Raw genomic sequence first — 20,276 nt, forward strand, 5'->3', positions numbered from 1 at the left:
GTACAATGAACGTCACATTCTCAGTCTACAGATACAATCCGGATGTTGATAACGTCCCCCACATGAAGGATTATCGTCTTGATATTCCTGAAGGTTCCGACATGATGGTGCTCGACGCACTGATCCAGCTCAAGGAGCTGGATCCCACGCTCTCCTTCCGCCGCTCCTGCCGCGAAGGGGTCTGTGGATCAGACGGTCTCAACATGAATGGCAAGAACGGTCTTGCCTGTATCACTCCGCTCTCCGATCTGCTGAAGAAGGGCAACAAGGTCGTCCTCCGTCCCTTGCCCGGCCTGCCGGTGATCCGTGACCTGGTGATCGACATGACCCAGTTCTACACCCAGTGGGAGAAGGTCAAACCCTTCCTCATCAACGAGGACAAGTTGCCGCCCGTGCGTGAGCACCTGCAATCCCCCGAAGAGCGCGCCAAGCTGGACGGTCTGTACGAGTGTATTCTCTGTGCCTGCTGCTCCACCTCTTGCCCCTCCTTCTGGTGGAACCCGGACAAGTTCATCGGCCCCGCCGGTCTGCTCGCCGCCTATCGCTGGCTGGCCGACAGCCGCGACACCGCGGCCAGTGAGCGATTGGGTAACCTGGACGACGCCTTTAGCGTGTTCCGCTGCCACGGCATCATGAACTGCGTGAGCGTCTGCCCCAAGGGCTTGAACCCGACCAAGGCCATCGGTCAGATCAAGTCGATGTTACTCAACCGGGCTGTTTAGTATCAGGGCCAGGGCGTCACGCGCCGGGCCCGACCTCTGGATAGCCATCCAACCCCCTGGTGGGATGGCTATTTAAACCCTACAAGCTGCGCTGCAGTGAACAAGATGTACAAGGGATAGAAATGCATAACGGCGTGATGAAGGCCTGGTTGGAGTCATCTCACCTGGCTGGTGCGAATGCAAGCTACATTGAGGATTTGTACGAATCCTTCCTTGAAAACCCCGAATCCGTGGCCGATGAGTGGCGCAGCCTGTTCGAACAGCTGCCCCAGGTCAATGGTCATGCGGTGGAACAACCTCACTCCCAGGTTCGCGACTATTTCCGCCGCCTGGCCAAGGACCCCTCCCGTTACAGCGCGCCTGTCACCGATCCGCAAGTGGATGCCAAACAGGTTCGCGTACTGCAAATGATCAACGCCTTCCGTTTCCGTGGTCATCAAAATGCCAATCTGGATCCGCTCGGCCTCTGGGCACGTGAAACCGTTGCCGAGCTCGACCCGGCATTCCACAACCTGCAGGGCGCAGACATGGAGACCACCTTCAACGTGGGCTCCTATGCCATAGGTCGCGAGACCATGGTGCTCTCCGATCTCTACGCCTCGCTCAAGAAAACCTATTGCAGCAGCATAGGTGCCGACTATATGCACCTTACCTCCACCGAGGAGAAGCGCTGGCTGCAGGACAGACTCGAATCCATCGAAGCCAAGGGCAGCTACAGCGCCGAGGAGAAGACCCGCTTCCTCGAGAGCCTGACCGCCGCCGAAGGGCTGGAAAAATACCTGGGCGCCAAGTTCCCGGGGGCCAAGCGTTTCTCCCTGGAAGGGGGCGATGCCATGGTACCCATGCTCAAAGAGCTGATCCGTCGCGCCGGTGAGCAGGGCTGCAAGGAAGCCGTCATCGGCATGGCCCACCGCGGCCGCCTGAACGTGTTGATCAACGTGCTCGGCAAACGGGCACAGGAGCTGTTCGACGAATTCGCCGGCAAGCATGGCGAGTCCTGGGGCACCGGGGATGTGAAGTACCACATGGGCTTCTCCTCCGACTTCGCGACCCCGGGCGGCAGCGTCCACCTGGCGCTGGCGTTCAACCCGTCTCACCTCGAGATAGTCAACCCCGTGGTCATCGGCTCGGTGCGTGCGCGCATGGACAGACGTGGCGACAAGGATGGCTCCAGCGTGCTGCCCATCACCATTCACGGTGACTCGGCCATCGCCGGTCAGGGGGTGGTGGCGGAAACCTTCAACATGTCCCAGACCCGTGCCTACGGCGTCGGCGGCACTGTGCGCATCGTCATCAACAACCAGGTGGGCTTCACCACCTCCAACATGCGTGACGTGCGCTCCACCGAATATTGCACCGACATCGCCAAGGCGGTGCAGGCCCCCGTGCTGCACGTCAACGGCGACGACCCGGAAGCCGTGGTGCTGGTGACCCAGATTGCCCTGGATTACCGCAACACCTTCAAGCGCGACGTGGTGATCGAGCTGGTCTGCTACCGTCGTCACGGTCACAACGAGGCCGACGAGCCGAGTGCGACCCAGCCCTTGATGTACCAGAAGATCAAACAGCATCCGACCCCGCGCAAGATCTACGCCGATCAGCTGATCGCCGAAGGCTGCGTCAGCCCGGAGCTGGTCACCGCTCAGGTCAACGACTATCGCGACGCCCTGGACAAGGGGGAGCGGGTGGTCAAGGAGTGGCGTCCGATGGAGCTGCACTCCGTCGACTGGACCCCGTACCTCGGCCACGACTGGGCCATGAACTACGACAGCACGGTGGCGATGGATCACCTGAAGTCCCTGGGGGAGCGCATCAGCCAGTACCCGGCCTCCCACACCCTGCAGCGTCAGGTCGAGAAGATTTACGAAGACCGCCGCACCATGGCCGCCGGCGACAAGCTGGTGGATTGGGGCTTCGCCGAGACCCTGGCCTACGCCACCTTGGTGGACAAGGGCTCCCGCATCCGCATCACAGGGCAGGATTCCGGCCGTGGCACCTTCTTCCACCGCCACGCCGTGCTGCACAACCAGAACGATGCCAGCACCTATACCCCGCTGTGCAACATTCACGACGAGCAGGGCCCGTTCGAAGTCTATGACTCCGTGCTGTCCGAAGAGGCGGTGCTGGCGTTCGAATACGGTTATGCCAGCGCCGAGCCGGCCGGCCTGACCATCTGGGAAGCGCAGTTTGGCGACTTCGCCAACGGTGCCCAGGTGGTGATCGACCAGTTCCTCTCCTCCGGTGAGCAGAAGTGGGGCCGGATGTGCGGCCTGACCATGCTGCTGCCGCACGGCTACGAGGGGCAGGGCCCGGAGCACTCCTCCGCCCGCCTCGAGCGCTATCTGCAGATGTGCGCCGAGCACAACATGCAGGTGTGCGTACCCTCCAACCCGGCGCAGGTGTTCCACATGCTGCGCCGCCAGGTGGTGCGCCCGATGCGCCGTCCGCTGATCGTGATGTCGCCCAAGTCCCTGCTGCGCCACCCGCTGGCGGTGAGCAAGCTGGAAGAGCTGGCCGAAGGCACCTTCCAGAACGCCATTGGCGAGATCGATGCGCTGGATCCGAAAGGGGTCAAACGGATTGTGTTCTGCTCCGGCAAGGTCTACTACGACCTGCTCGATGCCCGTCGCAAGGCCGAGCAGCAAGACGTGGCGTTGGTGCGGATCGAGCAGCTCTACCCCTTCCCTGAAGCGGAAGTACGCGCCATCCTCGCCGATTACACCCAGGCCACCGATTTCGTCTGGTGTCAGGAAGAGCCGCAGAACCAGGGCGCCTGGTACAGCACCCGTCATCACTACGATGGCGTGCTGCCAAGCGGAGCCCGCCTGCGCTATGCCGGTCGCCCAGCCTCGGCCTCACCCGCCGTCGGTTACATGTCTGTCCACACCAAGCAGCAGAAAGCCTTGGTGGAAGATGCCCTTACCCTGTAATACGCCTCTGGCACAGTAGTAAACAAGGAACTGATTACATGACTATCGAGATCAAGGTACCGGACCTGCCCGAATCAGTGGCAGATGCCACCATCGCCACCTGGCACAAGAAACCGGGTGATCTGGTTGCCCGTGACGAAGTGCTGGTTGACATCGAAACCGATAAAGTCGTGCTGGAAGTCCCCGCGCCGGAAGCCGGTGTACTGGGTGACATCCTGCAACTGGAAGGCGCGACCGTGCTGTCCCGCCAGCTGATCGCCATGCTCAAGCCAGCCCCGGTGGCCGGTGAAGAGACCAAGGAGAAGCCGGTCGAAGCCGCCGCCGATGACTCTGCCGAAGGCCTGAGCCCGTCCGTGCGCCGCCTGGTGGCCGAACACTCCATCGACGTGGCCAAGCTGACCGGCACCGGCAAGGGTGGTCGTGTCACCAAGGAAGACGTGGAAGCTTTCATCAAGGGGCTGAGCAAGGCGGCCGTGGCGGCACCTGTCGCGGCTGTGGCTCCGGTGGCGCCCATCGCGCCGCTGGTCGGCCGCACCGAGAAGCGCGTGCCCATGACCCGTCTGCGCAAGCGGATCGCCGAGCGTCTGCTGGAGGCGAAGAACACCACCGCCATGCTGACGACCTTCAACGAGATCAACATGGCGCCCATCATGAAGCTGCGCAAGCAGTACGGCGAGATCTTCGAGAAGAAGCACGGCATCAAGCTCGGCTTCATGTCCTTCTACGTCAAGGCCGTGGTGGAGTCCCTCAAGCGTTACCCGGAAGTGAACGCGGCGCTGGACGGTGACGACATCGTCTATCACAGCTACTTCGACGTCAGCATCGCCGTCTCCACCCCCCGTGGTCTGGTGACCCCGGTGCTGCGTGACTGCGACAACATGAGCCTGGCCGACATCGAGAAGGCCATCAAGGATCTGGCAGGCAAGGGCCGTGACGGCAAGCTGACCGTGGATGAACTGACCGGTGGCAACTTCACCATCACCAACGGTGGTGTGTTCGGCTCCCTGATGTCCACCCCGATCATCAACCCGCCCCAGAGCGCCATCCTGGGGATGCACAAGATCCAGGACAGACCCATGGCGGTGAACGGCCAGGTCGAGATCCTGCCGATGATGTACCTGGCCCTCTCCTACGATCACCGCATCGTCGACGGTCGTGAGTCGGTGGGCTTCCTGGTCTCCATCAAGGAGCTGCTGGAAGATCCAACCCGCCTGCTGCTGGACGTCTAAGGGTATTGGCAGGATCAAGAAGCCCTCGGGCTTTGGAAGATCCGAGCCACGTGTGCTACTGGACATCCAAGGGTATTGGCAGGATCGAGAAGCCCTCGGGCTTTGGAAGATCCGAGCCACGTGTGCTGCTGGACGTCTAAGCGGCATTCGGGACATGACAGGGGGCCTTCGCGGCCCCGCATCGAACGTCTGAGCAAAATTAGAAAGATAATGAGGGGCCCTCGAGGCCCCGTTCACAGGGGATTGAGAAACAACGAGCCCCGGACGGAAATACCTACAACACGGATAGAGCATCTATGAATCTGCATGAATATCAGGCAAAACAGCTGTTTGCCGAGTATGGCCTGCCGGTCTCCGAAGGTTATGCCTGCGCCACCCCGCAGGAAGCGGCCGAAGCGGCCGACAAGATTGGCGGCAACACCTGGGTCGTCAAATGCCAGGTCCACGCCGGTGGCCGCGGTAAAGCGGGCGGCGTCAAGCTGGCCAAGAGCAAGGACGAGATCCGTGCCTTCGCCCAGCACTGGCTCGGCAAGAATCTGGTGACCTATCAGACTGACGCCAACGGTCAGCCGGTCACCAAGATCCTGGTGGAATCCTGCACCGACATCGCCAAGGAGCTCTACCTGGGCGCCGTGGTCGATCGTGGCAGCCGCCGCGTGGTGTTCATGGCCTCCACCGAGGGTGGCGTGGATATCGAGAAGATCGCCCACGAAACCCCGGAACTCATTCACAAGGCGGCCATCGATCCGCTGGTAGGCCCGCAGGCTTACCAGGCGCGCGAGCTGGCCTTCAAGCTGGGTCTGGTCGGCGATCAGATCAAGCAGTTCACCAAGATCTTCATGGGTCTGGGCCAGATGTTCCTGGATTGCGACTTCGCACTGCTGGAAATCAACCCGCTGGTGATCACCGACAAGGGCAACCTGCACTGCCTGGACGGCAAGATCAACATCGATGCCAACGCCCTGTATCGCCAGCCCAAGCTGCGCCAGATGCACGATCCGTCCCAGGATGACCCGCGCGAGGCGCACGCCGCCCAGTGGGAGCTGAACTATGTGGCGCTCGATGGCAACATCGGCTGCATGGTCAACGGCGCCGGCCTGGCCATGGGCACCATGGACATCGTCAACCTGCACGGCGGTTCACCGGCCAACTTCCTGGACGTCGGCGGCGGCGCCACCAAGGAGCGCGTGACCGAGGCCTTCAAGATCATCCTGTCTGACAGCAAGGTTCAAGCCGTGCTGGTCAACATCTTCGGTGGCATAGTGCGCTGCGACATGATCGCGGAAGGCATCATAGGTGCGGTCAAGGAAGTGGGGGTCAAGGTGCCCGTGGTAGTGCGTCTGGAAGGCAACAATGCCGAACTGGGTGCCCGTAAACTGGCCGACAGCGGCCTCAATATCATCGCCGCAACGAGTCTGACTGACGCAGCTCAGCAAGTGGTTAAAGCAGCGGAGGCCAAATAATGAGCGTTCTGATCAACAAAGACACCAAGGTGATCTGCCAGGGCTTCACCGGCGGTCAGGGTACCTTCCACTCCGAACAGGCGATTGCCTACGGTACCCAGATGGTCGGCGGCGTCTCCCCGGGCAAGGGTGGCACCACCCACCTGGGCCTGCCTGTGTTCAACACAGTGCGTGATGCCGTCGAAGTGACCGGCGCCACTGCCTCTGTCATCTATGTGCCGGCGCCGTTCTGCAAGGACGCCATCCTGGAAGCGATCGATGCCGGTATCAAGCTCATCGTCACCATCACCGAAGGCATCCCGACCCTGGACATGCTGCAGGTCAAGGTGAAGCTGCAGGAAACCGGCGTGCGCATGATCGGTCCGAACTGCCCGGGCGTCATCACCCCGGGTGAGTGCAAGATCGGCATCATGCCGGGCCACATCCACAAGCCGGGCAAGGTGGGTATCGTCTCCCGCTCCGGCACCCTGACCTACGAAGCGGTCAAGCAGACCACGGACGAGGGCTTCGGCCAGTCCACCTGCGTCGGCATCGGTGGTGACCCCATACCGGGCTCCAACTTCATCGACATCCTGGAGATGTTCCAGAAGGATCCGCAGACCGAAGCCATCGTCATGATCGGCGAGATCGGCGGCAGTGCCGAGGAAGAAGCGGCCGCCTATATCAAGGCCCACGTCACCAAGCCGGTGGTCTCCTACATCGCGGGCGTCACCGCCCCGGCAGGTAAGCGCATGGGCCATGCGGGCGCCATCATCGCCGGTGGCAAGGGCACGGCGGCAGAGAAGTTTGCCGCCCTGGAAGATGCCGGCGTGAAAACCGTGCGCTCCCTCGCCGATATCGGCAAGGCCCTGCGTGAAGTGACCGGCTGGTAAGTCGCCCTTCGCTGAATGCTCAATCCGGAAGCCCAAGGGCTTCCGGATTTTTTTATGGCGGCGTACTGCGCCGCCTTCGTGTTTCTGATATCTGCGCCCGGCGAATGGCTGGCTCATGCTCCCAACCTTGAAAAATCGGGCCAAAAGGGGTATAACCACGCGCTTTCCTGGTCTATTTAGCGAGCCCCTCCATGCAGCAAGTCGAGAAAATGCAGCCAACTCCTTTTTGGCAGGAAAAGACCCTGCAGCAGATGACCGATGCCGAGTGGGAGTCCCTGTGCGATGGCTGCGGCAAGTGCTGCCTGAACAAGCTGATCGACGAGGATACCGAGGAGCTGGTTTTCACCAACGTCGCCTGCGATCTGCTCAACACCAAGACCTGCCAGTGCTCCGATTACGGCAACCGCTTCAAGAAGGAGCCGGACTGCCTGCAGATCACCGTCGACAAGATAGCCGAGTACGACTGGCTGCCCTCCAGCTGCGCCTATCGGCTGCTGGCCGAGGGGCAGAGCCTGCCCGAGTGGCATCCGCTGATCACCGGCAGCCGCAGTGCCATGCACCAGGCCGGCCAGTCGGTGCGCGGCAAGGTGGTGCACGAGGCCCATGCCGGCGACTGGATCGATCACATCATCACCTGGGCCAGTTAAGGCCAGCTGAGCCGACTCAGGCAACCATTATCCAATTCATGTGCCGCAGGGGCAGAGGAGTCACACTCTTCTGCCCCTGTTGCTATTGGCATATCCATGATGCGTCTTGAGGGTGGATGGCAGTTTAACAAGGCGGGCCGAGGTTAAGGACCATGAAGCCGTAGATATCATCCCCCGGGCGCCGCTGGTGCACTTCAAATCGCTGCTATGGCGCAGGGCAGGAGAGTCACACTCTAACTGCCCTTGATGCTTTCTGGTGCCGCACAGCGATGCACAGGCGCCATTCCCGGGGTAGAGGGAATAGTTCGAGGGATGTATGCATCTCTCGGAGTCAGTTGGCCGAGTATGGATTTGTTCTCTTCCGAAAGCGTGAAGGCGAGGGGAGGTTGGGGGGCTAACGCACATCTCGCATCAGCGAGTCAAAGGGAGGGGTTGATCCGGGCTTGGGCAAACAGGCATAAAAAAACCGGCGCCTTGGCGCCGGTTTTTGGTCACTGCGATGCTCTATTACAGAGAGGCGGTGAAGGTACGGGTGATGACGTCTTGCTGTTGCTCTTTGGTCAAAGAGTTGAAGCGAACGGCATAACCGGATACGCGGATGGTCAACTGCGGATATTTCTCCGGGTTTTCCATGGCTTCCAGCAGCATTTCACGGTTCATCACGTTGACGTTCAGGTGCTGACCGCCTTCCAGGTTGGCTTCATGGTGGAAGTAACCATCCATCAGGCCTGCCAGGTTGGCTTTCTGGGATTCCATGTCTTTACCCAGCGCGTTCGGCACGATGGAGAAGGTATAGGAGATACCATCTTTGGCGTAGGCGAACGGCAGCTTGGCCACGGAAGTCAGTGAGGCAACGGCACCCTTCTGATCACGACCGTGCATCGGGTTGGCACCCGGGCCAAACGGCGCGCCGGAGCGACGGCCATCCGGGGTGTTACCGGTCTTCTTGCCGTACACCACGTTGGAGGTGATGGTCAGCACGGACTGGGTGGCCACGGCGCCACGGTAGGTGTTGAGCTTCTGAATCTTCTTCATGAAGCGCTCGACCAGGTCACAGGCGATGTCATCGACGCGAGCGTCGTTGTTACCGAACTGCGGGTACTCACCGTCGATCTCGAAGTCGATGGCCACGCCATCTTCGTCACGAACCGGCTTGACCTTGGCGTACTTGATGGCAGACAGGGAGTCAGCTGCCACGGACAGACCGGCGATGCCGCAAGCCATGGTGCGATAGACGTCACGGTCGTGCAGCGCCATCAGGGAGGCTTCGTAGCTGTACTTGTCGTGCATGTAGTGGATGATGTTCAGGGCGGCGACGTATTGCTTGGCCAGCCAGTCCATGAAGTGATCCAGGCGATCCATCACGTCGTTGTACTCGAGGTACTCACCCTTGACCATTTCGGTCTTCGGACCGATCTGGATCTTGAGCTTCTCGTCGATGCCGCCGTTGATTGCATACAGCATGGTCTTGGCCAGGTTGGCACGAGCACCGAAGAACTGCATCTGTTTGCCGACGATCATCGGGGACACACAGCAAGCGATGGCATAGTCATCGTTGTTGAAGTCCGGACGCATCAGGTCATCGTTTTCGTACTGAACGGAAGAGGTCTCGATGGATACCTTGGCGCAGTACTTCTTGAAACCGACCGGCAGCTTCTCGGACCACAGGATGGTCAGGTTCGGCTCAGGGGACGGGCCCATGGTGTACAGGGTGTTCAGCATACGGAAGCTGTTCTTGGTGACCAGGGTACGGCCATCAACGCCCATACCGGCCAGGGTCTCGGTAGCCCACATCGGGTCGCCGGAGAACAGTGAATCGTATTCAGGAGTACGCAGGAAGCGAACCATACGCAGCTTCATGACCATGTGGTCCATCAGCTCCTGGGCTTCTTGCTCGGTCAGCAGGCCTTTCTTCAGGTCACGTTCGATGTACACGTCCAAGAAGCTGGAGGTACGACCGAAGGACATGGCGGCGCCATTCTGGGACTTGACTGCCGCCAGGTAGGCGAAGTAGGTCCACTGCACGGCTTCTTTGGCGTTCTTGGCCGGTACGGAGATGTCGCAGCCATATTTGGCGGCCATCACCTTCATCTGGGCCAGGGCACGGTGCTGCTCGGAGATCTCTTCGCGCAGACGGATGGTGGCTTCCAGATTGACGCCATTCTCCAGGTCGGCTTGCAGGGACTTGAACTGAGCCAGCTTGTCGGCCATCAGGAAGTCGATGCCGTACAGGGCGACACGACGGTAGTCACCGATGATACGGCCACGGCCGTAGGCATCCGGCAGACCGGTGATGACGCCGGATTTACGGCAGTTCAGGATGTCCTTGGTGTAAACGTCGAACACGCCCTGGTTGTGGGTCTTGCGGTACTCGGTGAAGATCTTCTCGACCATCGGGTCCAGTTGACGACCGTACACTTCGCAAGAAGTCTTGACCATCTTGATACCGCCGTTGGCGATGATGGCGCGCTTGAGCGGCTTGTCAGTCTGCAGACCGACGATTTGCTCCAGGCTCTGGTCGATATAGCCGGCATCGTGAGCGGTAATGGTGGAGGGCAGGTCAGTATCAAAATCGACCGGCGCATGAGTGCGGTTCTCGATCTTGATGCCTTCCATGACCTTGTCCCACAGCTTGGTGGTTGCTTCGGTCGCGCCAGCCAGGAAGGACTCGTCACCTTCATACGGGGTGTAGTTCTTCTGGATGAAGTCACGGGTGTTGACAGAGGTCTGCCATTCACCGGCCGCGAAGCCTTCCCATGCTTTTTGGAACTGTTCGTTAAGTTCTGCCATTTTCATTACCTCACAAGGTATTTATGTGTCAGCCGTCATCCTTAATGATGACGACGGAAGATAAACCAGTAAGTCAAACCAACCATGACACCACCACCAATGATATTACCCAGAGTGACGGGGATCAGGTTGTTTAGGACGAAGTTGGATACGGTCAGATCGGCGAAGGTGGCCGGATCCTGGCCGATGGCCTGCCAAAATTCCGGGCCTGCGACGCTGTGAATAGCGATACCGACCGGGATCATAAACATGTTTGCGATGCTGTGCTCGAAACCTGAGGCCACGAACATGGCGACGGGGAGCAGCATCACCATCACCTTGTCGGTGGCAGTGCGGGCGCCGAAGGCCATCCACACGGCGAGACACACCATGAGGTTGCAGAGAATACCGAGGGCGAGCGCCTCGAAGAAGCTGTGGTGGATCTTGTGCTGGGCCACTTTCAAGGCATTCAGGCCCCACTGACCATCTGCCGCCATGTACTCGGCCGACATGATGATGAGGCCGACGACGAGCAGGCCACCGATGAGGTTTCCGAAGTAGACCAGGCCCCAGTTCTTGAACAACTGGCTCCAGCTGATGCGGTTGGCCGCCTTGGCGACCAGGGTCAGGGTGGTGGAGGTGAACAGCTCGGCCCCCAGCAGCACACACAGGATCAGGCCAAGGGAGAAGCAGAGGCCGCCGACCAGCTTGGACATGCCCCAGGACATGCCGCTGCTGCCCGTGGTGACGGTGATGTAGAACACGAATGCGATGGCGATGAAAGCACCGGCGGTGATGGCCAGGGGAATGACCTTGTGGGCGGGCTTGGTGGCCTTGGCATAGGTTATATCTTCTGCCAGTGCAGCGATGGCTTCTGGCTTGAGACAATCAAAGGGGGATTCTGCTTTCAATTCTCATGTACCTGAATATTTTGCCTGTGGAAATCATAGCAAAGGGCCAGATCGCCAAAATTGACATCGATCAACAATTACAGATTGTGAATGTAATTTTACTACAGATTTTTGAGTCGTCTGGAAGCTTGACTTTACACCAGGTTTCAGCTGAAACAGAAATGGGTGTGTTTATAAAAACATGATTTTAAAGAATTTATAATTTTATCCTTTAAAAAGGCACCGGCAAGACATCTTTGCGGCAACCCTGCCCTATGGTCTGCACTTTAACAACCCCCTAAGAGGTATTTTTTGTTTTTTATTTCATCTTCGAATAACAAGCAGCCAAAGCGTAGACCATAAAACAGAAGGGGCCACTGGGCCCCTTCGTCACGCTAGCATATCAGGTCCACTGATGGGCTCGTTTGGCTTTTTGCAGTTTTTCGTAGGCGGCCAGCAGCTTCTGGTGCAACGGGAACTGGGACAGCGACAGATCGGCGCTCTCCAGCCCGTGGAAGCGAGCCTCGCCGCTGGCGTGCGCCCAGGCCTGCGCCAGGGTCTCTTCCCCGAACATGCGGGTGAACACCGGACGGTACTGCTCGGGGTCACGCTCCTCGTCCAGGAACAGCTCGACACAGGCACGCAGGGCACGGTAGTAGTTGGCGCGATCCGCCGGGAACACCGACTGGTTGAACTCCATGGTCCAGTCGATGAGGTCCAGCGCGCTCTCCAGCTCACCGGCGGCCAGCGCCAGCATGGCCTTGAGCTCGCCCACCCGCAGGGTGTGCAGGGCGGTGCCCTTGGCGGCGGCGATACCGAGCAGCTCGCGCACCCGGGTACGCTCGTCGTGGCCTTCCTCATCCAGTTGATCGAACAGCGCCATGTATTGCTCGGCGTCCCACTCCAGCGACGGCAGTGCCAGGATCACCTCGCGCAGGTGAGCCCCCATGGTGTTGTTGGCCAGCAGCAGATCCTCGACCGGATAGATGTCGGACATGCCGGGCACCAGGATGCGACAGGCGTAGACGCCAAGGTGCTCGTAGTCGGCGATGTAGACCGGCTGCTCCAGCTCGTGGAAGATGCCGATCAGGTGATCGAACTCCTCTTGGGAGGTACCGCGGAAGTCCCAGTCGGCGAACTCGAAGTCCGCTTCCTGCTTGAACAGATCCCAGCTGATGAGGCCGGAGGAGTCGATGAAGTGGGTCTCCAGGTTGTGGTGATCCGCCACCTGCTCGTTATCGAACGAGGGCGGCACGAACACGTCCAGATCCTTCAGGCCACGGCCCTGCAGCAGCTCGGTGACGGTCCGCTCGAACGCCACTTCGAAGCGCGGGTGGGCGCCGAAGGAGGCGAAACAGGTGCCGTTGCGCGGGTTGAGCAGCACCACGCAGATGACCGGGTAGCGACCGCCGAGGGAGGCGTCGAAGCTGTAGATGGGATAGCCTTCGGCTTCCAGCGCGGCGATGGAGGCCTTGATCCCGGGGTAGCGATCGATGACCTCGCTCGGGATCTCGGGCAGGCTGATGGCCTCGGCGATGATCTTGTTCTTCACGTGGCGCTCGAACACCTCGGACAGCCCCTGGGTGCGGGCCTCGGTCTTGGTGTTGCCGGCACTCATGCCGTTGGAGACATAGAGGTTGCCGATGATGTTCATCGGGATGTAGACGGTGTGGTGATCGGACTGACGCTCGAACGGCAGGGCGACGATGCCGCGGTCCTCATTGCCCGACTGCAGATCCACCAGCATGTCGGCGGTCACCTCACCATCCGGGTTGTAGAACTTGCGGGTGAAGCTGTCGAGCAGGCCGGCCGGCAGCTGATCGCCCTCGATGGGGAACCACTTCTCGTTCGGGTAGTGGACGAAGTCGCCGTTGGCTACCTGCTCGCCCAGATAGAAGTCGGCGAAGAAGTAGTTGGTGGAGAGCCGCTCGAAGTACTCGCCAAGGGCCGAGGCCAGGGCCGCCTTCTTGCTGGCGCCTTTACCGTTGGTGAAGCAGAGGGCGCACTCCTTGTCCCGGATGTGCACGGACCAGACATTGGGCACGGGGTTGAGCCAGGAAGCCTCTTCGATATCAAACCCCAGGGCCTGCAACTTGGTCTGGAAGCGTTCGATGGAGTCTTCCAGTGCCGCGTCCTTGCCGGGAATAAAAGTGTGGTCGGTCATCACAATATCCTGATTTTTATTGGCTCATGTTTGGTCGCAGATAATAGCATGAGTCGAAAGAGATGCGGCCTAGACAATGGCGCAGCTCGCGCTCTTTTCAGTGCCTGAAAGGGGGGAGGACAAGTCAGCCGTGCCTGTTGGTACAGGGGAAAGGCGCGAGGCCGGCTGGCCCTCATTAGGATTGCTTAATGGGATTAAGAAAAAGTAGGTTTTATTCTATCTGGCTGTTCTGCATGATGTTTCCACTTGTTCCAGAGTGAGCTGCGCGCAACACCTATTACCGCAGCGGCACCTTGAATCACCTTTATTATCGGCTCGGCCGTTGATCACGAATTGGGAGTATCTATGCCATCCATGACACCGCGAGTGGGGTCTGACATTACCAAGCTGGCCCCCGGCTTCAGAGCCCTAAGCATCCTGGTCGATGCGGCTACCATCACCAACATGAGCGTTGGTTCTCATGCGCTGCAGCGGGCTTGCCAGTCAGTCGCGGCGGGAGGCGCGCCCTGGGCGGAGGCGCACCTGGCGGCGTGGGCTGAGGTGTTCAAGCAGTTTGGCGCCAAACCACAGCGAACCCCTTGTTCGGCAGAAGCCCTGCGCAAGAGAGTATTGCGGGATGGCGAGCTGCCGAGCATCGATCCCATCGTCGATCTCTACAACGCCATTAGCATCGAGTATGCCATTCCCGTCGGTGGGGAAAATCTGGTTGCCTATGAGGGGGTACCGCGCTTGGTGGTGGCGGATGGCAGCGAACTGTTTGACACCATGAAAGAGGGCTTGCCCGCTCACGAAACGCCCGAGCCGGGGGAGGTTGTCTGGCGTGATGACAAGGGGGTGACCTGCCGCAGGTGGAATTGGCGACAGGGTGTCAGAACCCGGCTCAGCGTGGAATCCGAGCAGATGTGGTTCATCCTGGAGAGCCTGCCTGAGATGCCCCTGGCTGCCTTGCAGGAGGCCGGCGATCGATTGATTGCCGGCTTGCTGGCGATGATGCCCGGAGCCCGGATAGAGCAAGAGCTGATCGGGTGCCAGTCCGGGGCATAGGGAAGAGATGATGGCCACCGGGGGAGGGGCCATTTTTATAGGTGGTGATGGGCGCCGTACCGGGCGTCGACCTATGACCGAACGCTGAACCATGGCGGATAAAAACATTATCCGCCATCGATTTTACAGATGAAAAAATGCGTAAAACGATCACTGGTAGTGATATCTATGAACTCGCATTGGCGGGCACCTGTCACGCCGATATCGCTGGCGGGTAGGTTCATCTGGAGTCAGCCCTGTCTCCATTCAGCCGATAAATTTCAGGCCAAGGATCCCGCCGATGATCAGCAGCAGGCAGAGCACCCGTGCTAGGGTGGCGGGTTCGTTGAACAGCCAGATCCCCATCAGCACTGTGCCGACCGCGCCTATGCCGGTCCAGACCGCATAGGCCGTGCCGAGTGGCAGCTGTTTGACCGCCATGGCGAGCAGCAGCACGCTCACCCCCATGGCAGAGAGCGTCAGCAGGGTAGGGAGGGGGCGGCTGAAACCGTCGGTGTACTTGAGGCCTATGGCCCAGGCGACCTCGAACAGGCCGGCCAGTAGCAGGAGTAACCAGGGCATAAGAGTATTCCACGCGGGGCAGGGTCGTCCCTGCGAGTAAAGAAGGCCTTGGGGTCGTCCCCGAGGGGCAGTGGTTGCCAGTCGGGCATCATGATGCCCGACTGATGGGGGTCAGCCAAGAGGAGGTGCCTCGAACCTATGTTTATTGCGGCAAACGACACAGAATATTGCGCAATTCGACTTGCGCCTGTCGCCACAATCCGTAATGTGGACAGACGCATTTTTTGCAAATCATTCTTGTGACAAACTTGTGAACGGACCCGCGTCCGACAAGGGGTTACGGCGTGTTAAGCACAGTTTCTATAGCAGCTATCCAGGGTAGGACATTATGAAAAAAGTAGGTTTGGTCGGTTGGCGCGGCATGGTGGGTTCGGTACTGATGAGCCGGATGCAGGAAGAGAACGATTTTGCCCGCATTCAGCCCACCTTCTTCACCACCTCCCAGGCCGGTGAGGCCGCTCCCAACTTCGGCGTCGATGCCGGCACCCTGCAGGATGCCTTCGACATCGAGGCGCTGGCCGCGCAAGAGATCATCATCACGGCCCAGGGTGGCGACTACACCAAGGATGTCTACCCCCGGCTGCTGGCCGCCGGTTGGCAGGGCTACTGGATCGATGCAGCCTCGTCCCTGCGCATGGAGAAGGACGCCGTCATCATCCTGGATCCGGTCAACGGCGACGTGATCGACGAGGCGCTGGCCAAGGGTGTCAAGACCTTCGTCGGCGGCAACTGCACCGTCAGCCTGATGCTGCTGGCACTGGGTGGCCTGTTCAAGGCCGATCTGGTCGAGTGGGTCAGCGTGGCCACCTATCAGGCCGCCTCCGGTGGCGGTGCCCGTCACATGCGCGAGCTGGTCACCCAGATGGGGCTGCTGCGTGACGAGGTCGCGGTGGAGTTGGCGGATCCCGCCTCCGCCATCCTCGACATCGAGCGCAAGATCACCGAGAAGACCCGCTCCGGTACTCTGCCGGTGGACAACTTCGGCGTGCCGCTGGCCGGTGGCCTGATCCCCTGGATCGACACCAAGCTCGACAACGGCCAGAGCCGCGAGGAGTGGAAGGGCCAGGCCGAGACCAACAAGATCCTCGGGATTGAAGACGCCGCCATCCCGGTGGATGGCCTCTGCGTGCGGATCGGCGCCCTGCGCTGCCACAGCCAGGCCTTCACCATCAAGCTCAAGAAAGACCTGCCGCTTGCCGAGATCGAAGCGCTGCTGGCGGCTCACAACGACTGGGTCAAGGTGATCCCGAACGATCGCGACATCACCGCCCGCGAGCTGACCCCGGCTGCCGTGACCGGGACCCTCAACATCCCGGTCGGCCGTCTGCGCAAGCTGAACATGGGACCGGAGTACCTGGCGGCCTTCACCGTGGGTGATCAGCTGCTGTGGGGGGCGGCCGAGCCGCTGCGTCGCATGCTCAACATCCTGCTGGCGCGCTGATCGGCCAGGGTAGACACGACAAGAAAAGAGGAAGGTTCAGCCTTCCTTTTTTTGTGCTCGCAATAAAAAAACGGCAGCCCTTGCGGCCTGCCGTTTTCCATTGATCCAGTTCGACTCTTACATGTTCTGTGCTTCGTTTGGCACGATAACAGAGGCGTGATTTCCTTTCGGCCCCTGCTGCAGTTCAAAGTTGACTGCCTGACCTGCTTTCAAGGTCTTGTAACCTTCCATTTGTATCGTGGAGTAGTGAGCGAAGATGTCTTCACCACCGTCTTCCGGACAGATAAACCCAAATCCTTTTGCGTTGTTAAACCACTTGACTGTTCCGGTTGCCATACATCTACATCCTTTTATTGATTACCCTGAAGTCGTTGAGTAACCTGCGCCAGCCCTTTATAACTAGTAGCATATGCCCATAGCAGACGGGCGCCGATTAGCAAGTAACCAATCTAGTCTAACTTTTGAGCGAGTCAAGAAGTTGTTAACAACCGATGTGATCGGGTTAACAACTCTATTGACAATCTTCAGCAAGACGGTAGAAATCTAGAGGTACCGAAGCGCGATTATGAGCAAGCAGAAAGAACTCTTTGCTAATGAAGAGATTGCACAAGCAGAGAAAACGAAGCTGCAACCGCCACCCATGTACAAGGTCGTGTTGAACAACGATGACTATACGCCGATGGAGTTCGTGGTGGAGGTGCTGCAAAAGTTCTTTGGTATGGATCTGGACAAGGCGACTCAGGTCATGTTGAGTGTGCATTATAGTGGTAAGGGAGTCTGCGGCACTTTCACCGCCGAGATTGCCGAAACCAAGGTGGTCCAGGTCAACACTTATTCACGTAACAACGAACATCCACTGCTATGTACCATGGAAAAGGCTTGAATCTGATGACTTGATAGCGATGACGACACCACATTGTTGCTGTACTGAGGGGAGGTGCCTATGTTGAACAAAGATCTAGAAAAGACGCTGAACGAGGCTTTCAAACTGGCCCGTGACGAGCGCCACGAATTCATGACCGTCGAGCACCTGTTGTTAGCCCTGCTGGATAACAGCTCAGCCCATGAGGCGCTGAGTTCTTGTGGTGCAGACGTGGAGTTGATGCGCAAAGAGATCCGCGCATTCATCAGTCAAACAACCCCGCTTATTCCTCACGACGACGAAGACAGGGAAACCCAACCCACCCTTGGCTTCCAACGGGTGCTGCAACGGGCCGTGTTCCATGTGCAGTCCTCGGGCAATACCGAGGTCAGTGGTGCCAATGTCCTGGTCGCCATCTTTAGCGAGCAGGAATCCCAGGCCGCCTATTTCCTGAAAAAAGCCGAGGTCAGCCGACTGGATGTGGTGAACTTCCTCTCCCACGGGGTACGCAAAGACAGCAAGCCGGAGAGCGGTGGCAATAACGCCGAGTCTGACGATGATGTCTCCTCCGCCCAGATTGAGAGTTTTGCCACCAACCTGAATCAGATGGTGCTGGAGGGGCGCATCGATCCCCTCATCGGCCGCGATCAGGAGCTGAGCCGCACCATTCAGGTACTGTGTCGTCGCCGCAAGAACAACCCGTTGCTGGTGGGGGAGGCCGGGGTGGGCAAGACCGCCATCGCCGAAGGGCTGGCCTATCGCATCGTCAAGGGGGATGTGCCCGAGGTCATCGCGAACAGCACCATCTATTCGCTGGATATGGGCTCCCTGCTGGCGGGCACCAAGTACCGTGGCGACTTCGAGAAGCGCCTCAAGGTGCTGCTCAAGCAGATCGAGCGCCAGGAAGGGGCCATCCTGTTCATCGACGAGATCCACACCATCATAGGGGCGGGAGCGGCCTCCGGCGGTCAGCTGGATGCAGCCAACCTCATCAAGCCGCTGCTCTCCAACGGCTTGCTGCGCTGTGTCGGCTCGACCACCTATCAGGAATATTCCCAGATCTTCGAGAAAGATCGGGCCTTGGCGCGCCGCTTCCAGAAGATCGACATCGTCGAGCCGAGCGTGGATGACACCACCCGTATCCTGATGGGGCTCAAGAGCCGCTATGAGGCGCACCATGGCGTGCGTTACACCGTCAAGGCGATCCGGGCCGCGGTCGAGCTCTCGGCCAAGTACATCAACGATCGCCACTTGCCGGACAAGGCGATCGACGTGATCGATGAGGCGGGAGCGGGTCAGCGTCTGCTGCCCGTCAGCAAGCGTAAGAAAGTGATCAATGTGCCGGAAATCGAGGCCATCGTTGCCAAGATTGCCCGCATTCCAGAGAAGTCGGTCTCCTCTTCCGACAAGGAAGTGCTGAAGAACCTGGAGCGCAATCTCAAGATGGTGGTGTTCGGTCAGGACAAGGCCATCGCGGTGTTGACCGATGCCATCCGCCTGTCACGCTCCGGCCTTGGCAATGAGCGTCGTCCGGTGGGCTGCTTCCTGTTTGCCGGCCCGACCGGGGTGGGCAAGACCGAAGTCACCCAGCAGCTCGGCAAGGCGTTGGGAGTCGAGGTGCTGCGTTTTGACATGTCCGAGTACATGGAGCGTCACACCGTCTCCCGTCTGATCGGGGCGCCCCCCGGCTATGTCGGCTTCGAGCAGGGTGGGTTGCTGACCGACTCTGTGCTCAAACACCCTCATTCGGTGGTGTTGCTGGATGAGATCGAGAAGGCGCACCCGGATGTGTTCAACCTGCTGCTGCAGGTCATGGACAACGGTACTTTGACGGATAACAACGGGCGCAAGGCCGATTTTCGCAACGTGATCCTGGTGATGACTACCAACGCCGGCGTGCAGGAGACCCAGCGCAAGTCGATCGGCTTCCAGCAGCAGGACATGAGTCACGATGCCATGGCGGTGATCAACAAGACCTTCAGCCCGGAGTTCAGAAACCGGCTCGATCACACCATCTGGTTCAACCACTTGGACATGCAGGTGATCCACCAGGTCGTCGACAAGTTCATCGTCGAACTGCAGGTGCAGCTGGATGCCAAAGGCGTGTCACTCGAGGTATCGGAAGAGGTGCGCCACTGGTTGGCAGAGAAGGGTTATGACAGAGCCATGGGCGCCAGACCCATGGGACGGGTCATCCAGGAGCATCTCAAGAAACCCCTGGCCAATGAGATCCTGTTCGGTTCACTGGTCGATGGTGGGGTGGTGAGAGTGGAGTTGGTGAATAACAGCCTCAGCTTTGATTTTCAGGTCAATGTCGAAGCTGTTTCCCACTAAGCGTGATTGAGACCAGAAACGACAAAAAACCCCAACCGAGAGGCTGGGGTTTTTTGCTGAATTCCTGGCTTAGCGAGAGCGGAAAACAATACGTCCCTTGGAGAGATCGTACGGAGTCAGAGCCACCGTTACTTTGTCCCCAGTCAGGATACGGATGTAGTTTTTGCGCATCTTGCCGGAAATATGAGCGATAACCACGTGACCATTTTCCAGTTCCACACGGAACATGGTATTGGGCAGGGTCTCGAGAATAGTGCCCTGCATCTCAATACTGTCTTCTTTAGCCATTGAATCCTCTTGATAAGCCACAACAAAAATCCGCTGGATCATGCCGGATTTAAGGCTATG

General features: G+C 59.2%; 16 protein-coding genes. 10 read left to right on the plus strand and 6 right to left on the minus strand.

The genetic code is table 11. The features are described from left to right. Positions 1–5 precede the first annotated feature (5 nt). The 6 genes from EL255_RS09065 to EL255_RS09090 all read left to right on the plus strand — a co-directional run bounded on the left by EL255_RS09065 (position 6) and on the right by EL255_RS09090 (position 7,863). The gene (locus EL255_RS09065) at positions 6–722 is read left to right on the plus strand and encodes a succinate dehydrogenase iron-sulfur subunit (RefSeq protein ID WP_042653606.1); all 717 of its coding nucleotides are present in this window, start codon (positions 6–8) and stop codon (positions 720–722) included. 122 nt (positions 723–844) lie between these two features. Next, the gene (gene sucA / locus EL255_RS09070; protein ID WP_042653607.1) at positions 845–3,652 is read left to right on the plus strand and encodes a 2-oxoglutarate dehydrogenase E1 component; all 2,808 of its coding nucleotides are present in this window, start codon (positions 845–847) and stop codon (positions 3,650–3,652) included. Between the two features lie 38 nt (positions 3,653–3,690). Then, positions 3,691–4,881: a 2-oxoglutarate dehydrogenase complex dihydrolipoyllysine-residue succinyltransferase gene (gene odhB, locus EL255_RS09075; protein WP_042653608.1), complete on the plus strand. Its 1,191-nt coding sequence runs from the start codon at positions 3,691–3,693 to the stop codon at positions 4,879–4,881. Positions 4,882–5,177: 296 nt separating this feature from the next. After that, positions 5,178–6,344 (plus strand): ADP-forming succinate--CoA ligase subunit beta, encoded by a 1,167-nt coding sequence (sucC, locus tag EL255_RS09080; RefSeq protein WP_042653609.1) that lies wholly within the window; start codon positions 5,178–5,180, stop codon positions 6,342–6,344. Further along, complete coding sequence (gene sucD, locus EL255_RS09085; protein WP_042653610.1) at positions 6,344–7,216, plus strand: succinate--CoA ligase subunit alpha; 873 nt, start codon at positions 6,344–6,346, stop codon at positions 7,214–7,216. Before sucC ends, sucD begins: the two co-directional genes overlap by 1 nt. Positions 7,217–7,425: 209 nt before the next feature. Next, the gene (locus tag EL255_RS09090; RefSeq protein ID WP_042653757.1) at positions 7,426–7,863 is read left to right on the plus strand and encodes a YcgN family cysteine cluster protein; all 438 of its coding nucleotides are present in this window, start codon (positions 7,426–7,428) and stop codon (positions 7,861–7,863) included. Positions 7,864–8,370: 507 nt separating this feature from the next. Here the strand turns inward: EL255_RS09090 and pflB are convergent. The 3 genes from pflB to ycaO all read right to left on the minus strand — a co-directional run bounded on the left by pflB (position 8,371) and on the right by ycaO (position 13,686). Then, positions 8,371–10,653, minus strand: a complete 2,283-nt coding sequence (pflB, locus tag EL255_RS09095) for a formate C-acetyltransferase (protein ID WP_042653758.1) — start codon at positions 10,651–10,653, stop codon at positions 8,371–8,373. Between the two features lie 41 nt (positions 10,654–10,694). Further along, entirely contained in the window at positions 10,695–11,543 is an 849-nt protein-coding gene (gene focA / locus EL255_RS09100) for a formate transporter FocA (protein ID WP_042653611.1), read from the minus strand. 382 nt (positions 11,544–11,925) lie between these two features. Beyond that, on the minus strand, positions 11,926–13,686 hold the full coding sequence (gene ycaO, locus EL255_RS09105; protein ID WP_042653613.1) for a 30S ribosomal protein S12 methylthiotransferase accessory factor YcaO: 1,761 nt from the start codon (positions 13,684–13,686) through the stop codon (positions 11,926–11,928). A gap of 345 nt (positions 13,687–14,031) precedes the next feature. On the opposite strand from ycaO, the gene EL255_RS09110 reads away from it, so the two are divergent. Continuing rightward, the gene (locus tag EL255_RS09110; RefSeq protein ID WP_042653614.1) at positions 14,032–14,730 is read left to right on the plus strand and encodes a B3/B4 domain-containing protein; all 699 of its coding nucleotides are present in this window, start codon (positions 14,032–14,034) and stop codon (positions 14,728–14,730) included. Between the two features lie 246 nt (positions 14,731–14,976). On the opposite strand, the gene sugE is transcribed toward EL255_RS09110, so the two are convergent. Continuing rightward, positions 14,977–15,291, minus strand: coding sequence for a quaternary ammonium compound efflux SMR transporter SugE (gene sugE, locus EL255_RS09115; RefSeq protein WP_025326753.1), 315 nt, complete (start codon positions 15,289–15,291; stop codon positions 14,977–14,979). A 328-nt stretch (positions 15,292–15,619) separates the two neighbouring features. On the opposite strand from sugE, the gene asd reads away from it, so the two are divergent. Further along, positions 15,620–16,732, plus strand: a complete 1,113-nt coding sequence (gene asd / locus EL255_RS09120) for an aspartate-semialdehyde dehydrogenase (RefSeq protein WP_042653615.1) — start codon at positions 15,620–15,622, stop codon at positions 16,730–16,732. 117 nt (positions 16,733–16,849) lie between these two features. On the opposite strand, the gene cspD is transcribed toward asd, so the two are convergent. After that, the gene (gene cspD, locus EL255_RS09125; RefSeq protein ID WP_042653616.1) at positions 16,850–17,068 is read right to left on the minus strand and encodes a cold shock-like protein CspD; all 219 of its coding nucleotides are present in this window, start codon (positions 17,066–17,068) and stop codon (positions 16,850–16,852) included. A gap of 229 nt (positions 17,069–17,297) precedes the next feature. Between cspD and clpS the strand changes: the two genes are divergently transcribed. After that, on the plus strand, positions 17,298–17,615 hold the full coding sequence (gene clpS, locus EL255_RS09130) for an ATP-dependent Clp protease adapter ClpS (protein ID WP_005310725.1): 318 nt from the start codon (positions 17,298–17,300) through the stop codon (positions 17,613–17,615). Positions 17,616–17,675: 60 nt separating this feature from the next. Further along, a complete protein-coding gene (gene clpA / locus EL255_RS09135; RefSeq protein WP_042653617.1) occupies positions 17,676–19,928 on the plus strand; it encodes an ATP-dependent Clp protease ATP-binding subunit ClpA in 2,253 nt (750 codons plus the stop codon). 69 nt (positions 19,929–19,997) lie between these two features. Here the strand turns inward: clpA and infA are convergent, their stop codons facing one another. Further along, positions 19,998–20,216 (minus strand): translation initiation factor IF-1, encoded by a 219-nt coding sequence (infA, locus tag EL255_RS09140; protein ID WP_005300033.1) that lies wholly within the window; start codon positions 20,214–20,216, stop codon positions 19,998–20,000. Between the last annotated feature and the right edge of the window lie 60 nt (positions 20,217–20,276).

Source organism: Aeromonas encheleia, from assembly GCF_900637545.1.
Lineage (GTDB): Bacteria > Pseudomonadota > Gammaproteobacteria > Enterobacterales > Aeromonadaceae > Aeromonas > Aeromonas encheleia.

Coding starts and splice junctions, on each gene's coding strand:
- EL255_RS09065 (WP_042653606.1), top strand. CDS start 6: ATGAACGTCACATTCTCAGTCTACAGATACAATCCGGATGTTGATAAC.
- sucA (WP_042653607.1), top strand. CDS start 845: ATGCATAACGGCGTGATGAAGGCCTGGTTGGAGTCATCTCACCTGGCT.
- odhB (WP_042653608.1), top strand. CDS start 3,691: ATGACTATCGAGATCAAGGTACCGGACCTGCCCGAATCAGTGGCAGAT.
- sucC (WP_042653609.1), top strand. CDS start 5,178: ATGAATCTGCATGAATATCAGGCAAAACAGCTGTTTGCCGAGTATGGC.
- sucD (WP_042653610.1), top strand. CDS start 6,344: ATGAGCGTTCTGATCAACAAAGACACCAAGGTGATCTGCCAGGGCTTC.
- EL255_RS09090 (WP_042653757.1), top strand. CDS start 7,426: ATGCAGCCAACTCCTTTTTGGCAGGAAAAGACCCTGCAGCAGATGACC.
- pflB (WP_042653758.1), bottom strand. CDS start 10,653: ATGGCAGAACTTAACGAACAGTTCCAAAAAGCATGGGAAGGCTTCGCG.
- ycaO (WP_042653613.1), bottom strand. CDS start 13,686: ATGACCGACCACACTTTTATTCCCGGCAAGGACGCGGCACTGGAAGAC.
- EL255_RS09110 (WP_042653614.1), top strand. CDS start 14,032: ATGCCATCCATGACACCGCGAGTGGGGTCTGACATTACCAAGCTGGCC.
- sugE (WP_025326753.1), bottom strand. CDS start 15,291: ATGCCCTGGTTACTCCTGCTACTGGCCGGCCTGTTCGAGGTCGCCTGG.
- asd (WP_042653615.1), top strand. CDS start 15,620: ATGAAAAAAGTAGGTTTGGTCGGTTGGCGCGGCATGGTGGGTTCGGTA.
- cspD (WP_042653616.1), bottom strand. CDS start 17,068: ATGGCAACCGGAACAGTCAAGTGGTTTAACAACGCAAAAGGATTTGGG.
- clpS (WP_005310725.1), top strand. CDS start 17,298: ATGAGCAAGCAGAAAGAACTCTTTGCTAATGAAGAGATTGCACAAGCA.
- clpA (WP_042653617.1), top strand. CDS start 17,676: ATGTTGAACAAAGATCTAGAAAAGACGCTGAACGAGGCTTTCAAACTG.
- infA (WP_005300033.1), bottom strand. CDS start 20,216: ATGGCTAAAGAAGACAGTATTGAGATGCAGGGCACTATTCTCGAGACC.